At 73.7% G+C, this 13,839-nt stretch carries 12 protein-coding genes; 7 read left to right on the forward strand and 5 right to left on the reverse strand.

Annotated features, from left to right (window positions below):
* Positions 1–37: 37 nt before the first annotated feature.
* From C2L59_RS10060 to C2L59_RS10070, 3 genes are all read left to right on the forward strand, one after another.
* Positions 38–1,540: a GAF domain-containing protein gene (locus tag C2L59_RS10060; RefSeq protein WP_103349298.1), complete on the forward strand. Its 1,503-nt coding sequence runs from the start codon at positions 38–40 to the stop codon at positions 1,538–1,540.
* Complete coding sequence (locus C2L59_RS10065) at positions 1,537–2,196, forward strand: response regulator transcription factor (RefSeq protein ID WP_103349251.1); 660 nt, start codon at positions 1,537–1,539, stop codon at positions 2,194–2,196. The genes C2L59_RS10060 and C2L59_RS10065 overlap by 4 nt, the downstream gene beginning before the upstream one ends.
* Before the next feature lie 109 nt (positions 2,197–2,305).
* Positions 2,306–2,740, forward strand: coding sequence for a hypothetical protein (locus C2L59_RS10070; protein WP_103349252.1), 435 nt, complete (start codon positions 2,306–2,308; stop codon positions 2,738–2,740).
* Positions 2,741–2,839: 99 nt separating this feature from the next.
* Here the strand turns inward: C2L59_RS10070 and C2L59_RS10075 are convergent, their stop codons facing one another.
* Both C2L59_RS10075 and folE read right to left on the reverse strand, forming a co-directional pair.
* Positions 2,840–4,045, reverse strand: a complete 1,206-nt coding sequence (locus C2L59_RS10075; RefSeq protein WP_199198995.1) for an NAD(P)/FAD-dependent oxidoreductase — start codon at positions 4,043–4,045, stop codon at positions 2,840–2,842.
* Positions 4,045–4,665: a GTP cyclohydrolase I FolE gene (folE, locus tag C2L59_RS10080; RefSeq protein ID WP_103349253.1), complete on the reverse strand. Its 621-nt coding sequence runs from the start codon at positions 4,663–4,665 to the stop codon at positions 4,045–4,047. The genes C2L59_RS10075 and folE overlap by 1 nt, the downstream gene beginning before the upstream one ends.
* Before the next feature lie 87 nt (positions 4,666–4,752).
* On the opposite strand from folE, the gene C2L59_RS10085 reads away from it, so the two are divergent.
* On the forward strand, positions 4,753–5,409 hold the full coding sequence (locus tag C2L59_RS10085; protein ID WP_103349254.1) for a metalloregulator ArsR/SmtB family transcription factor: 657 nt from the start codon (positions 4,753–4,755) through the stop codon (positions 5,407–5,409).
* Positions 5,410–5,448: 39 nt separating this feature from the next.
* On the opposite strand, the gene C2L59_RS10090 is transcribed toward C2L59_RS10085, so the two are convergent.
* Together C2L59_RS10090 and C2L59_RS48745 are read right to left on the reverse strand one after the other, a co-directional pair.
* Positions 5,449–6,573: a CU044_5270 family protein gene (locus tag C2L59_RS10090; RefSeq protein ID WP_233223382.1), complete on the reverse strand. Its 1,125-nt coding sequence runs from the start codon at positions 6,571–6,573 to the stop codon at positions 5,449–5,451.
* On the reverse strand, positions 6,573–7,139 hold the full coding sequence (locus C2L59_RS48745; RefSeq protein ID WP_233223383.1) for an RNA polymerase sigma factor: 567 nt from the start codon (positions 7,137–7,139) through the stop codon (positions 6,573–6,575). Before C2L59_RS48745 ends, C2L59_RS10090 begins: the two co-directional genes overlap by 1 nt.
* Positions 7,140–7,244: 105 nt before the next feature.
* Between C2L59_RS48745 and C2L59_RS48750 the strand changes: the two genes are divergently transcribed.
* From C2L59_RS48750 to C2L59_RS10105, 3 genes are all read left to right on the forward strand, one after another.
* The gene (locus C2L59_RS48750) at positions 7,245–7,529 is read left to right on the forward strand and encodes a hypothetical protein (protein ID WP_233223384.1); all 285 of its coding nucleotides are present in this window, start codon (positions 7,245–7,247) and stop codon (positions 7,527–7,529) included.
* Positions 7,530–7,734: 205 nt separating this feature from the next.
* Positions 7,735–8,778, forward strand: a complete 1,044-nt coding sequence (locus C2L59_RS10100) for a LacI family DNA-binding transcriptional regulator (RefSeq protein ID WP_103349255.1) — start codon at positions 7,735–7,737, stop codon at positions 8,776–8,778.
* Between the two features lie 176 nt (positions 8,779–8,954).
* Complete coding sequence (locus C2L59_RS10105) at positions 8,955–13,052, forward strand: beta-galactosidase (protein WP_103349256.1); 4,098 nt, start codon at positions 8,955–8,957, stop codon at positions 13,050–13,052.
* On the opposite strand, the gene C2L59_RS10110 is transcribed toward C2L59_RS10105, so the two are convergent.
* Complete coding sequence (locus C2L59_RS10110; protein ID WP_233223385.1) at positions 13,033–13,737, reverse strand: DUF6008 family protein; 705 nt, start codon at positions 13,735–13,737, stop codon at positions 13,033–13,035. The genes C2L59_RS10105 and C2L59_RS10110 overlap by 20 nt on opposite strands.
* Positions 13,738–13,839 lie beyond the last annotated feature (102 nt).

Below are 13,839 nucleotides of genomic sequence, written 5' to 3' on the forward strand. Positions count from 1 at the left end.
CCAGCGGAGTCGACGGGACGTGGCGGACGAAATCAGCATGCCGGCGATCCTCGCGGCGGTGGGCGGCATCGCCCGCGAGCTGGACCTGCCGGCGTTGCTGACCCGCGCGGTCACCGCGACCTGCGAACTGCTCGGCGCCCGGCGCGGCCGGCTGGACCTGGCCGAGAGCGGCGTCGCCGAGTACGGCCGGGGCCCGCTCGGCGCGGGCGCGGTGCAGCTGCCGATCCGGGCCGGGGCGCAGACCTTCGGGACGCTCACCCTCGAACCCGGCGCCGGCCGGGAGTTCGGCCGCCGCGAGCGCGAGGTGCTCGGCGCCGTCACCGCGGCCACCGGGATGGCCGTCGAAAAGGCCCTGCTCGTCGACCAGATGCGCCGCCGCGAACGCTGGCTCGAGGCGTCCTACGACGTCACCCGCGCCCTGCTCGCCGCGCAGGACCTGCGAGCCACGCTGCGGCTGGTCGCCGAACGCGCCCGCGTCGTCGCCGGCGGGACGGCGGGCGCGATCGCGCGGCCCGACGGCCCGGGACGGCTCGTGTTCGACGTCGTCGAGCCGCCGGGGGAGGACGCCGACCGGCTCACCGGGCTGACCGTGCCGACCGAAGGCACCGCCACCGGGATGGCGTTCAGCACCCGGCGCCCGGTCGTGGTCCGCGACTACGGCGAGCACGTGCAGGAGCAGCAGCGCAACCACGCCGGGCCGATGCCGGCGATGATCAAGGACCTGGACTCGGCCATCTCGGTGCCGCTGATGGTCGGCGAGGAGACCCTCGGGGTGCTGGTGGTGGCCAAGTTCCGCGACCGGTCGCCGTTCACCGACTCCGACGTCCAGCTGGCCGAGACGTTCGCCGGGCACGCCGCGCTGGCCGTCGAGTTCTCCCGGGCGCAGGACGCGCGCCAGCAGCTGGCGGTGTTCTCCGACCGCGACCGGATCGCCCGCGACCTGCACGACCTGGTGATCCAGCGGCTGTTCGCGACCGGGCTCGGGCTGGAGGGCGTCAGCAGGCTGATCGCCGACCCGGGGGTCGCCACGCGGGTCGCCGGGTTCGCCCAGGACCTCGACGGCACGATCCGCGAGATCCGCAACAGCATCTTTTCGCTGCAGGCCCCCGCGCAGGCGCAGGGCAGCCTCCGCGCGGAACTGCTGCGGGTGGCCGTCGACGCGCGCGACGCGCTCGGCTTCGAGCCGCGCGTCGGCTTCGACGGGCCGCTGGACGCCGCGGTGCCGGACGCGGTCCGCTCCGACTTGATCGCGACACTGCGGGAAGCGCTGACGAACGTGGCGCGGCACGCCGATGCGAAGTCGTCGTCGGTGGAGGTCACCGTGGACCGGTTCGGCCGCCGGCTCACGCTGGTCGTGCGCGACGACGGCGGCGGGCCGCCGGCCGAGGCGGGCCGGATCAGCGGGCTGGCCAACCTGGCCGCGCGGGCGGCCCGGTGGGGCGGCCACTGCGTGCTGGCGTCCGCCGGGGACGGCGGCTCCCGGCTGGAATGGACGGCGGACCTGCCGGCGATGACCGGCGAGCAGGGAGGTGGACGATGACGATCGCGGTGTTCCTGCTGGACGACCACGAACTGGTCCGGACCGGGCTGAAGACCGTCTTCGAGCCGGAGACCGACATCGAAATCGTGGGGGAGGCCGGGACGGCGGCCGAGGCGCTGGTGCGGATCCCGCAGGCGCGCCCGGACGTGGCCGTCCTCGACGTCCGGCTGCCGGACGGCGAAGGGGTGGCGGTCTGCCGGGAGATCCGGTCCACCGTGGACCCGCCGCCGGCCTGCCTGATGCTGACGTCCTATTCGGACGACGACGCCCTGTTCGGCGCGATCATGGCCGGCGCGGCGGGCTACATGCTGAAACAGGTGTCGGGCCGGTCCCTGGTCGAGGCGGTCCGCACGGTCGCCGGCGGCGGCTCGCTGCTGGACGCCACGCTGACGGCGTCGGTGATGAACAAGCTGCGTGGCGAGAACGTCGCGGCGCCCGACCCGCGCTACGAGCAGCTGAGCCCGCAGGAACGGCGGGTGCTGGACCTCGTCGCGGAGGGCCTGACCAACCGCCAGATCGCCGAGCGGCTGTTCCTGGCGGAGAAGACGGTGAAGAACTACGTCTCGTCCGTCCTGCACAAGCTCGGCGTCGAGCGGCGGACGTCGGCGGCGGTGTACATGTCCCAGCGGAAGGCGGAACCGGGACGATCGGGCTGAATCCGCGCCTGATCGGACGTAACCGGTGGGGCGTTCGACGTATCCAGCCGCCGATGGAGTACACCTGTCGGGTGACGCACCAGTTCGCGTGCGCGGCAGAGGGGACGGCATGTCGGGGTTGTCGGGCGGGGACTATGTCACGCAGCAGATCCGGGCACTCGCGCAAGCGGTGCGCCGGGAAGGGGCCGGCGGGGTCGGGACGCGCAGCTTCCAGCTGGCGGAGCACCTGGCGGCGGAGGGTGGCGTCCACCGCGGCGACATCCTGACGGCCACGGCCACGCTCCTGGCGATGACGGCGTGGTGCGACGGCGAAGCCGAGGCGGCCCGCCGGTTCGCGGAGCTGGCGGGCGAGCACGACGAGGAGTCACGCGAGCTGGTCACGCACCTGCTGCGGCTGGAGTCGGGCGCGGACCAGGGCTGGTTGCCGGAGGAACAGGCGGAGGCGCTGCTGGAGTACGCGCGCCGGGCCCGCCGCGGCGACCTGGCGACCCGGGTCCGGGCGCTCACGGGCGCCCGGCGGGGACGGCACCGCCGGGCGGACTAGCCCGGTCCGGAGTGGACGGTGGCCCGGTCCGGCCCTGCCGATCGATGACGGCGGTACGAGCAGGTCATCCCCGCGGATGACCTGCTCGTACCGCGCCGCTCAGTCCGTCAGGGGGCGAGCCGGGTCGGCGAGCCGGTCCGGGTCCACCGTCCGTCCACTGTGGATCAGCTCGCGCACCGCGTCGAGACCCTCGTCCCAGCGGTTGACGTGCAGGCCGGCCACCACCCGGCCGCCGGCCAGCCAGAACGCGTGGAACGCCTCGGCGTCGCCGCGGGTCACCACACGGTCGTAGCCGCCGGGCGGAAACCAGCCGGTGAACGCCATGCCGGCGTCGTACTGGTCGGAGAAGAAGTACGGCAGCTCGTCGTGGACCACCTCGCGGCCGAGCATCGCCCGGGCCGCCGCCGGGCCGCCGTTCGTCGCCGCGGCCCAGTGCTCCACGCGGACGCGCCGGCCGTAGCGCTCCTGCCACACGCTCGCGACGTCGCCGGCCGCGAAGACGTCCGGGTCCTCGGTGCGCAGGCCCGCGTCGACCAGGACGCCGTCGTCGACCGCCAGGCCCGCGTCGGCGGCCAGCTGCGTCTCCGGCCGGGCGCCGATGCCCACCACGACCACGTCGGCCGGGATCTCGCCGTCGTCGGTCAGCACGGCCGAGACCGAGGAATCACCCTCGAAACCGGTGACCCCGGTGCCCAGCCGCAGCTCGACGCCGTGGCGGCGGTGCAGGCCGGCGAAGAACCCGCCCACCTCCGGCCCGAGCGTGGCGTGCAGCGGGCTCTCGGCCGGCTCGACGATCGTCACCGGACACCCGTGGTGCCGGGCGGCCGCGGCGGTCTCCAGGCCGATCCAGCCCGCGCCGGCGACGACGACCCGGCCACCCGTGGCCAGCGCGTCGCGCAGCCGGTCGGCGTGGGAGAGCCGGCGCAGGTAGTGGACGCCGTCGAGGTCGTTGCCCGGCACCCGCAGCCGCCGCGGCGATGCTCCGGTCGCGAGCAGCAGTTTCGTGTAGCCGATCCGTTCACCGCCGGCGAGTTCGACCTCGTGCGCGGCGCGGTCCAAAGCCGTCACCCGGCGGCCGGTGAGCAGCTCGATGCCCTGGTCGGCGTACCACTTCTCGTCGTGGACGAACACCGACGGCCGGTCGTCCCGGCCGAGCAGGTAGCCCTTCGACAGCGGCGGGCGCTCGTACGGCAGGTCCGGCTCGGCGCCGACGAGCACGATGCGGCCGCCGAACCCTTCGGCGCGCAGGGTTTCCACGGCCTTCGCGCCGGTCAGGCCGGCGCCGGCGACGACGAAGGTGTCCATCAGGCGATCACTCCGGTCAGCGCGAAGAACTCCTGCCGCGTCTTGGGTTCTTCCCGCAGCAGGCCGTGCAGCGACGACGTGACGGTCTGGGCGCCGCTCGCGCGCACCCCGCGCAGCGACATGCACAGGTGCTCGGCCTCGATCACCACGCCGACGCCCTTCGGGGCCAGGTGCTCCTGCAGCCAGTCGGCGACCTGCTTGGTCAGCCGTTCCTGCACCTGCAGGTCGCGCGAGAACATCTCGACGACGCGGGCGAGCTTCGACAGCCCGAGGATCCGTTCGCCGGGCAGGTAGCCGACGTGCGCGACACCGCGGAAGGGCAGCAGGTGGTGCTCGCACAGCGACTGCACCGGGATGCTCTTGGCCAGCACGAGCTCGTCGTAGCCCTCGTCGTTGGGGAACGTCGTCAGCTGGAAGTCGCGCGGCTGCAGCATTTCGGCGTAGGCGTGGGCCACCCGGCGCGGCGTGTCGCCGAGGTGCTCCGACGCCGGGTCCTTGCCGAGGGCCCGGAGCAGGTCGGCGACCGCGCGCTCCGCCGCGCGCAGGTCGACGGAGTCGCGGTTGTGAACGACACCGAGGTGCCGCAGCGGGACCGGGGCGCTGACGGGATCGACGGTCACGGGATGCCTCCTTCTAAAAACAAGGTGAACCGACGCTAGAAGCTCCCGGGGGTTTTCGTCAACAGGTATGTGTTTTAGAATGCGGAGATGTACGAGACCCAGGCGGGCGCGCTGGCCGCGGTGGCGGCGCTCGACGAGCCGACCCGGCGCCGGCTGTACGAGTACGTCGTCCGCTGCCCGGAACCGGTGAGCCGGGACGACGTCGCGGCGGCGCTAGGCGTGCCCCGCGCGACGGTCGCGTTCCACCTCGACCGCCTGGTGGAGGAGCGGCTGCTGGCGGTCGGCCACGAGCGCCGCACGGGCCGCAGCGGGCCGGGGGCGGGCCGCCCGGCCAAGCTGTACCGCCGGTCGGACCGCCAGGTGAGTGTGTCCCTGCCGGAGCGCCACTACGAACTGGCGGGCGGCCTCCTGGCGGCGGCGGTCGAGGAAGCCGACCGGACCGGCGGCTCGGCGCGCGAAATACTGGGCCGCCGCGCCCGCGAGCGCGGGGCGGAGCTGGCCGGCGGCGCGCCGGACATCGTCGGGACGCTGGAGGAAAACGGCTTCGAGCCCCGTGTCGAGGGCGCGGAGGTGCTTCTCGGCAACTGCCCGTTCCACCGGCTGGCCGAGACGCACACGCAGCTGGTGTGCGAGATGAACCTGGGGCTGGTGGAGGGGATGCTCGACGGCGCGGCCGACGGCGGCCTGCGGGCGCGGCTGGATCCGCAGCCCGGTTTCTGCTGCGTGCGCCTCACCCGGGACTGAGCCGGGCCGCCTCGCTGCCGGGGCGGCCCGGGCTCTGCCCTACTTCGGCGGTACTTCGCCGAGGCGGCCGGCGACCGCCGTCGTGATCGCGCTGGCGCCGAGTTCCGTGCCCGGCTTGATCCACGGCTCGTCCGGCTGGGGTCCCGCGATCGTGCGCTCGCCGATGAACGCGCCGGTCACCGGGTCGATGATCAGCTGGCGGACCTCGTGGCTGTCGGCCAGGCCGAGGGCCACGCCGGTGCGGCCGTCGAGGTTCGTCTCCGCCGCCAGGACCGTGATGCCCGGGATCTTCGCCAGCGCCCGGTACCACTGGGCCCGCAGCGGCGCCGGCATCTGGCCCGCGCGCAGGATTTCGATGCCGAAGTGGAACATCACCGACGGCGTCGAACCGCGGCCCTTCGTCAGGTTCTTCAGCTTCGCGTACAGCGCCGCCGGGTCGTGCGGAAGGGCCGCGTAGAACGCCGGGCTGTCGAAGTCCGTCGGGTCGCCGCACTTCTTCGGGGGCTTGGCCTCCGGGAAGAAGTCCCCGCAGCGGCCCTGCCACTGGCCCTGGTCGGTGTCGTCGACCGGCGGCTCGGGGGCCTGCGACTGCGGCACCGAGCCGCCCAGGAACTTCCCCGTGCGCAGGATCCGGCGCGTCTCCTGCCAGACGTCGTGCTCGTCCGCCGGGATCCAGCGGTCCACCTGCTGCTCCCACAGGTAGGTGTACCCCGTGCTGCCGTCGCCGGTCCGGACGCCGCGCTGCACCCAGGTGTGCTCGGCGACGTACCGGAACCGCCCGGGCCCGACGGGCTGGTCGGCCGCGCCGACGGTGAGGTCCGCCGCCCGCAGCAGCACCTGCGCCGCCGACATCAGCCGGATGTCCGGGGCCGCCCCCGTCGGGACCGGCACCGGTGCCGCGGACGGGACCGGCGGGACGGCCGCCGGCGGCGGATCCGCCGGGTGCTGCCGCACGACGACGACGGCGGTCACCGCGACCACGCCGGCGACGGCGGCCGCGGCCGCGACGGGCCGGGCGAACCGGCGCCGCCGCAGGGGGACGACCGTCGCGGCCGGCTCGGCGTCGAGCTCGGCCAGCAGCCGGGCGCGGGCCGCGGCCAGGTCGGCCGGGGCGGTGCGGGCGTCGCGGTGGAGCAGCTCGAGGGTCGCGTCGAGCTCGTTCATCACTGGTTCTCCTCGGTGGGGACGAGCAGGGCCTGGAGGCGGTGGCGCACGCGGTGCAGCCGCGAGCGCACGGTGCTGGCGGGGACGCCGAGCGCCTCGGCGACTTCGGCCGGTTCGAGACCGGCCCAGGACGTGAGCAGCAGGACGTCCCGGTCCTGTTCGGACAGTCCGGCGAGGGCGGCGGCGAGCACGCGCAGGCGCGCCGCCGCGTCGACCCGGCCGGCGACCGCGGCGTCGTGGTTCTCGGCCGGGCGGTCCTCGACGCCGGCCTTGGCGGTCAGCTGGAACCCGCGGACCTCCTGGCGCACGTGGTTGCGCAGGAGGTTGGTGGCGATCCCGTAGAGCCAGCCGCGGATCGGCGCCTTGGCCGGGTCGTAGGCCGCCCGTCTTCGCAGCGCGACGACGAACGTCTCCGCCACGAGGTCGTCGGCGACGTGCACGCCCACCCGGCCCGCGAGGTAACCGCGCAGGGGAGGGGCGTACTCGTCGAAGAGCCGCGCGAAGACCTCTTTCGGGTCCCGTGCGGTGAGGTCGGGCCGGTCCAGCCGTGCGACGATTCTGGTCACGCTACTGGTTGTCGCCGCCGGTCGCCCGCGTCCCCGGTCGCCCGGCCGGATGAGACGCACGCCACACCGCGGGAACGGCACGGCCCGCTTCGGACAACAACGGGTATGGACCGACGAAGTGCGCTGCTGCTCGCCGGGACGTGCCTCGCCGCGGTCGCGGCGATCCTGGCCGTGGCCGCGGCGGTCCGGCCGCCGGGACCGGCGCAGGCGCCGCCCCCGCCACCGGTGCTGACGACGAGCGTGGCCACGACGGCCACCGCCGCGCCCCGGTCCGCCGGCTACGCGGAACCCGTTCCCGGAGACCTGAGCGCGCTCGTCCACGACCGCGCGACCTCGGCCCCGGCCGGCCGGCCGCGATCCACCGCGCCGCGGGCCCGGCCGAGCCGCTGATCGCCGGCGGACGAGGCCGGGGAGCAGCTCCCGGGCCGTGATCGCGCGCTCACGAACCGGCCGGGGGCGAAGCCCGGCGCCCGCACGAGCTTGAAAGCGCTTTCTGGCCTGCTCGGGGTCCCGGACGCGGCGCGGGGCGTCCGGAACTCGCCGGTTCGGCGGTACCGTCTCGGGGGTGAGGCGGTACGACGTGGAGGGGGCCAGGGTGGTGGACCGGGCGAAGCCGGGGGAGCAGACGAGGGTGCCGTTGCCGGGGCCCCGCCAGCCGAGCCTGGCCGACGTCGCCGGCATGGCCGGCGTCTCGCACATGACCGTCTCGCGCGTGGTCAACGAGAGCGGGCCGGTGCGCCCGGAGACCCGTGAACGCGTGCTGGCCGCCGTGCAGAAGCTCGGGTACCGGCCCAACACCGCCGCGCGGGCGCTGGTGACCGGGCGGTCCGGCACCCTCGGCGTGGTCGCGCTCGAGTCCAACCTGTACGGCCCGGCGAGCACCCTCTACGGCATCGAGAACGCGGCTCGCGAGGCCGGGTACGGCGTCGCGATCTGCAGCGTGACCCGGCCGGGCCGGACGTCGATCGGCGACGCGGTGGAGAGCCTGCGGCGCCAGGCCGTGGAGGGGATCGTCGTGATCGCCCCGCACGTGACGGCCGGGCGCGCGCTCGACGCGGCGCCGTCGGACATCCCGCTGGTCGCGGTGGGCGGCGGCGATGCGGCGCCGGTGCCGGTGATCTCGGTCGACCAGTACGACGGCGCCCGCTGCGCCACCGAGCACCTGCTGTCGCTGGGTCACCGGACCGTCTGGCACCTGGCCGGCCCGGAGGACTGGCTGGAGGCCCGCGACCGGGAACGCGGCTGGCGGGAGACCCTGGAAGGCCGCGGCCTGCGGGTGCCCGCGGTCGTCCGCGGCGACTGGAGCCCGCGTTCAGGCTACGAGGCGGGCCGCGCGCTCGTCGGCAAGCGCGGGCTGAAGGCGGTCTTCTCGGCCAACGACCAGATGGCCCTCGGCCTGCTGCGGGCGTTCACCGAGGCGGGCATCCGGGTACCGGAGGACGTCCACGTCGCCGGGTTCGACGACGTGCCCGAGTCCGCGTACTTCACCCCGCCGCTGACGACGGTGCGGCAGGACTTCATCGAGGTCGGCCGCCGCACGTTCGGCCTGCTCGAAGAGCGGATGGCGGGCGGCGATGCCGGGGCCCGCCACCTGGTGCCCGCGGAGCTGGTGGTTCGGGAGAGCACCCGGCGGCGCTGATCCGGTGGACCGCCGGAACGTCTCACTTTCGCGCCGGAAACCCGTTCACCGGCCGAATGTTAGCGCTAACAAAACGTCGGCACTGATCCATTTTGGTGTTGTATCTTGACCGCTTCTGTGCAATCGGCAAAGGTTCGTGTTCGATTGTGGTCCCCGCCGCTCCAGGAGGCCCCCGCATGCGCCGCCGTCGCCGGATGCTGTTCACCGTCCTTCTTTCCGTCCTGTTCGCCCTCGCCGGAATCGCCGTGCCCGCAACGGCTGCGGCCGCTCCCGCGGTGCGGGCCCCCCACGCCGTCACCTACGACGGCTATTCGTTCCTGGTCGACGGGAAGCGGACCTACCTGTGGTCCGGCGAGTTCCACTCCTACCGGCTGCCGAGCCCCGACCTGTGGCTCGACATCTTCCAGAAGATGAAGGCGGCCGGCTTCAACTCGACGTCGCTGTACTTCGACTGGGGCTACCACTCCCCGCGCCAGGGCGTTTACGACTTCACCGGCGTCCGGGACCTCGACAAGCTCCTCGACATGGCGCAGCAGGCCGGGCTCTACGTGATCGCGCGGCCCGGGCCCTACATCAACGCCGAGGTCGACGGCGGCGGGTTCCCGACTTGGCTGTCGACTACGCCCGGCCACACCCGCAGCGCCGACCCGGTCTACCTGAAGTACTCCGACGAGTGGCAGACGCAGATCGACCGCATCATCGCGCGCCACCAGCTCACGAACGGCACCGGCAGCGTGCTGGCCTACCAGGTCGAAAACGAGTACTACAACGGCAACGCCGACGGCCGCGCCTACATGCAGCACCTGGAGGACAAAGCCCGCGCCGACGGCATCACCGTCCCTCTGGTCGGCAACAACAACGGCACCTTCAACGCCGGCGCCGCCGCGCTCGACGTCGACGCCGCCGACTCCTACCCGCAGGGCTTCGACTGCTCGAACCCGACGCGCTGGAACGGCGTGCCGGACATCAGCTACGACCACGTCCCCGGGAAGCCGCTGATCACCGCGGAATTCCAGGGCGGTGCCTTCGACCCGTGGGGCGGCCCCGGCTACGAGAAGTGCGCCCAGCTGATCAACGACCAGTTCGCGAACGTCTTCTACAAGCAGAACATCGCCGTGGGCGCCACCGGCCAGAGCTTCTACATGCTGCACGGCGGCACGTCCTGGGGCTGGAGCGCGATCCCGCAGAACTACACCTCCTACGACTACGGCGCCGCGATCACCGAAGGCCGCCAGTTCGACCCGAAGTACGCCGAGGACAAGCTGATCGGCTACTTCACCCAGTCCGTCGCCCCGCTGACCAAGACCGACGGGCTGGCCGCCGCGCCGCTGACCGACCCGGCGCTCGCCGACACCGCCCGGATCAACCCGGACACCCGCACGCAGTTCCACACCCTGCGCCACAGCGACTCGACGTCGACCGCCACGAACACCACCAGCGTCGCGCTCGACCTCGCCGCGCACGCCGGCTACACCTACGACGACCGCGCGGCCGAGGTCGGCTACGCCGGGACGTGGAGCCACGTCGGCCCCGAGGTCGACTACACCGGCGGCGACCACCAGCACACCGAGTCGTTCTCGAACATCGCCGGGGACAGCGTGAGCGTCCCGTTCACCGGGACGGGCATCCGGTGGGTGACGTCGAAGGACCCGAGCCACGGCATCGCCGACGTCTACCTCGACGGCACGAAGGTGACTTCGGCCGACCTCTACGCGGCGGGCAAGCAGAACCAGATCACCGGCTACGAGGTGCGGGACCTGCCCGCCGGGCCGCACACGCTGAAGATCGTCGTCACCGGGCAGAAGAACGCGCAGGCGAACGGCGCGTTCGTCGTGGTGGACGCCGTCGACCTGCTGGCCGGCAGCACCGACTACTACCCGGTCGTGCCGCAGCAGCCCGGCACCGGCCTCACGCTGAACGGGCGGCAGTCGAAGATCCTCGTCGCCGGCTACGACCTCGGCGCCACCCGGATGCAGTACTCGACGTCGGAGATCCTGACGAACGCCGCCATCGGCGACCGTGACGTCGCGGTGCTCTACGGCGACCACGGCGGACCGGGGGAGACCGTCCTGCGGTTCGCGAAGCAGCCGGCGGTGCAGGTCCTCGGCGGCGCCGCGACGAGCACCTGGGACGCCGCCCGCGGCGACCTGCGGCTGAACTACACCCACGACGGCCTGGCCCGGGTGCTCGTCACCGCGCCCGGCGCGCGCCCGCTGCTCCTGCTGCTCGCCGACAAGGCGACGGCGGCGACGTTCTGGCGCCAGGACACCGCGACCGGCCCGGTGCTGGTCCGCGGCACCCACCTAATCCGGACCGCGGCCGGGCAGTACGGGCTGCTGTCGCTGACCGGCGACACCGGGACCGACGGCGGTTTCGAGGTGTTCAGCACGGCGAAAGCGGTGCTGTGGAACGGGTCCTGGGTGCCGGCGCAGCCGACGTCCAGTGGCGGTCTCGCCGGAACCGCCCCGGTCGCGAAGGCCGTCGCCCTGCCCGCGCTGACCGGCTGGAAGCACCAGCAGGAGTCCCCGGAGAGCCGGCCCGCGTTCGACGACTCGGCGTGGCCGGTGGCGGACAAGGACACCACCAACAGCTCGACCGCGCTCGGCACGAAACCGGTCCTGTTCGCCGACGACTACGGCTTCCACACCGGCAACACCTGGTACCGCGGGCACTTCACCGGCGATGGGAAGCAGACCGGGATCACCCTGTCGAGCCAGAGCGGCGGCCCGGCGGGCGCGTTCTCGGCGTGGCTCAACGGCGTCTTCCTCGGCAGCTCGACCAGCCCGCAGCACACGTTCACCTTCCCGGCGGGGGCGCTGCACCAGGGCGACAACGAGATCTCCGTGCTGACCGTGAACATGGGCCACGAAGAGGACTACGGCGCCAGCAACGGGAACAAGGCCGCCCGCGGGCTCACCGCGGCGCGGCTGACCGGCACCCCGCTGACGTCGGTGACCTGGCGGCTGCAGGGCGTCCGCGGTGGCGAAACCGGCCTGGACCCGGTCCGCGGGCCGCTCAACACCGGCGGGCTGTACGGCGAACGCGCGGGCTGGTCGCTGCCCGGCTTCCCGGACCGCGGCTGGGCTCCGGCGTCGCTCCCGGCGAAGGACGCCACCCCCGGGGTCTCGTGGTACCGCACCACGGCGGATCTGGACCTTCCGCGCGGCCAGGACACCTCGCTCGGCCTGACCATCACCGACGACCCGGCGCGGCAGTACCGCGCGCTGGTGTTCGTCAACGGCTGGCAGCTCGGCCAGTACGTCAACTACCTCGGGCCGCAGCACAGCTTCCCGATCCCGAACGGGATCCTGAACCCGGACGGGCACAACACGATCGCCGTCGCGGTGTGGAACCTCGACGGCAGCACCGGCGGGCTCGGCAAGATCGAGTGGACGAACTACGGCAGCTACCGCTCGCCGCTGACCGTCCGGCAGAACGCTTCGCCCGGCTACGACCCCGTGCGGTACGCGATGCCGCCGGCGCCCACCGCCGCGGTGGCGCTGACCGCGCCGGACACGGCATCGGGCGGACAGGCGTTCACCGCGTCGGCGACCGTGCGGGTCCCGGCGGGCGCGCCGCCGGCGTTCGACGTCAAGCTGGCCCTCACCGCGCCGGCCGGGTGGACGATCGGCGCCGCGTCGCCGCCGTCGGTCCCGCGGATCGACGGCGGGAAGGCGGCGACGTTCTCCTGGACGGTGACGCCTCCGTCTACTGTGGATACAGCCGCGCTGGAGGTCGCGGTGGCCTACCGGCAGGCGGGCCGCGCGGGTTCGGTCACCGGCGAACGGATCGTGGGGGCCGTTCCCCCGGCGCCGCCCGCGGGCCAGGTGGCGGTGAGCTCGCTGCCGTTCCTCACCGCGACGAACGGCTGGGGCCCGGTCGAACGCGACACGAGCAACGGCGAAGCGAACGCGGGCGACGGCAAGCCGATGACCATCGGCGGGGTCGCCTACGCCAAGGGCCTCGGCGCCCACGCGGCGAGCGACGTGCAGCTCTATCTGGCCGGCTCGTGCACCCGGTTCACGGCTTCGGTGGGGGTCGACGGCGAAACCGGCACCGGCGGCAGCGTCAGCTTCAGCGTCGCCGCCGACGGCATCACGAAAGTGACGACGCCGGTGGTCCGCGGCGGGCAGGCGGCGGTGCCGGTCGACGTCGACGTCACCGGGGCCCAGGTGCTCGACCTGCTGGTGTCCGACGGCGGCGACGGCAACGGGCAGGACCACGCCGACTGGGCGGTGCCGACGCTGACCTGCGTCACGCCGCCCGGCCGGTGACCGCGGGCAGCGGCTGGAGCACGAAGGTGGCGCGGATCGCCCGCCGTTCGCGCCACAGGTGGTACAGCGCGAGCCCGAAGATGATCGAGCCGGCGACGTTCGCGGTGAAGTGCCACCAGACGCGGTAGGTGGTCAGCCCCGGGCCGGGGTCCACGAGCCCGAAGAACGTGGACAGCCCGATCGCCCGGGGCGCACCGAACGCGACCGACAGCGTCAGGACCAGGTGCTCCAGCCCGTGCAGGCCCTGCATCCAGACGCCCATCTTCGCCCAGCGGCGGGTGCGGGTGCCCCGGGCGCGGCGGGTGAGCACCATGACGCCCGCCAGGCCGGCCAGGAACAGGAAGTTGCCGGTGAGGTGCAGCAGTTCCATCCCGAACGCCGGCCGGTCCGGGAGGGCCTGCTGCAGCCCGGCCGCCAGCCCGGCGCCCCACGGCGTCATCCACGCCGGGGCGTTCGGGTGGCCGAGCCAGTACCCGGCCTGGGCGACGTGCTCCTGGACGTGCCCGAGCTGCCCGAGGACGCCGACGGCGACCACCCCCAGCGCGCCGCGGTACACCCGGAGCCGCACCGGCCGGCGGTTGGCGTAGGCGAGCACGCCCACTGCCGTCCCCATCGCCAGCGCCCACAGCACCAGCAGCACCGCGCCCGCGGTGTCCCAGCCCGACGTCGGCATCGGCATCGTCATGGCCACCTCCCGCGTTCCCCTCACCTCGACGCTAACCGGGCGCACGGGCGCCGGACGTCTTCCGGTGTGCGCCGGCGAACCGGACAAACCGTTACAGGACAA

The sequence above is a fragment of the Amycolatopsis sp. CA-128772 genome, from assembly GCF_002904295.1.
In the GTDB taxonomy this organism is placed as follows: domain Bacteria; phylum Actinomycetota; class Actinomycetes; order Mycobacteriales; family Pseudonocardiaceae; genus Amycolatopsis.

Coding starts and splice junctions, on each gene's coding strand:
- C2L59_RS10060 (WP_103349298.1), top strand. CDS start 38: ATGCCGGCGATCCTCGCGGCGGTGGGCGGCATCGCCCGCGAGCTGGAC.
- C2L59_RS10065 (WP_103349251.1), top strand. CDS start 1,537: ATGACGATCGCGGTGTTCCTGCTGGACGACCACGAACTGGTCCGGACC.
- C2L59_RS10070 (WP_103349252.1), top strand. CDS start 2,306: ATGTCGGGGTTGTCGGGCGGGGACTATGTCACGCAGCAGATCCGGGCA.
- C2L59_RS10075 (WP_199198995.1), bottom strand. CDS start 4,045: ATGGACACCTTCGTCGTCGCCGGCGCCGGCCTGACCGGCGCGAAGGCC.
- C2L59_RS10085 (WP_103349254.1), top strand. CDS start 4,753: ATGTACGAGACCCAGGCGGGCGCGCTGGCCGCGGTGGCGGCGCTCGAC.
- C2L59_RS10090 (WP_233223382.1), bottom strand. CDS start 6,573: ATGAACGAGCTCGACGCGACCCTCGAGCTGCTCCACCGCGACGCCCGC.
- C2L59_RS48750 (WP_233223384.1), top strand. CDS start 7,245: ATGGACCGACGAAGTGCGCTGCTGCTCGCCGGGACGTGCCTCGCCGCG.
- C2L59_RS10105 (WP_103349256.1), top strand. CDS start 8,955: ATGCGCCGCCGTCGCCGGATGCTGTTCACCGTCCTTCTTTCCGTCCTG.
- C2L59_RS10110 (WP_233223385.1), bottom strand. CDS start 13,737: ATGACGATGCCGATGCCGACGTCGGGCTGGGACACCGCGGGCGCGGTG.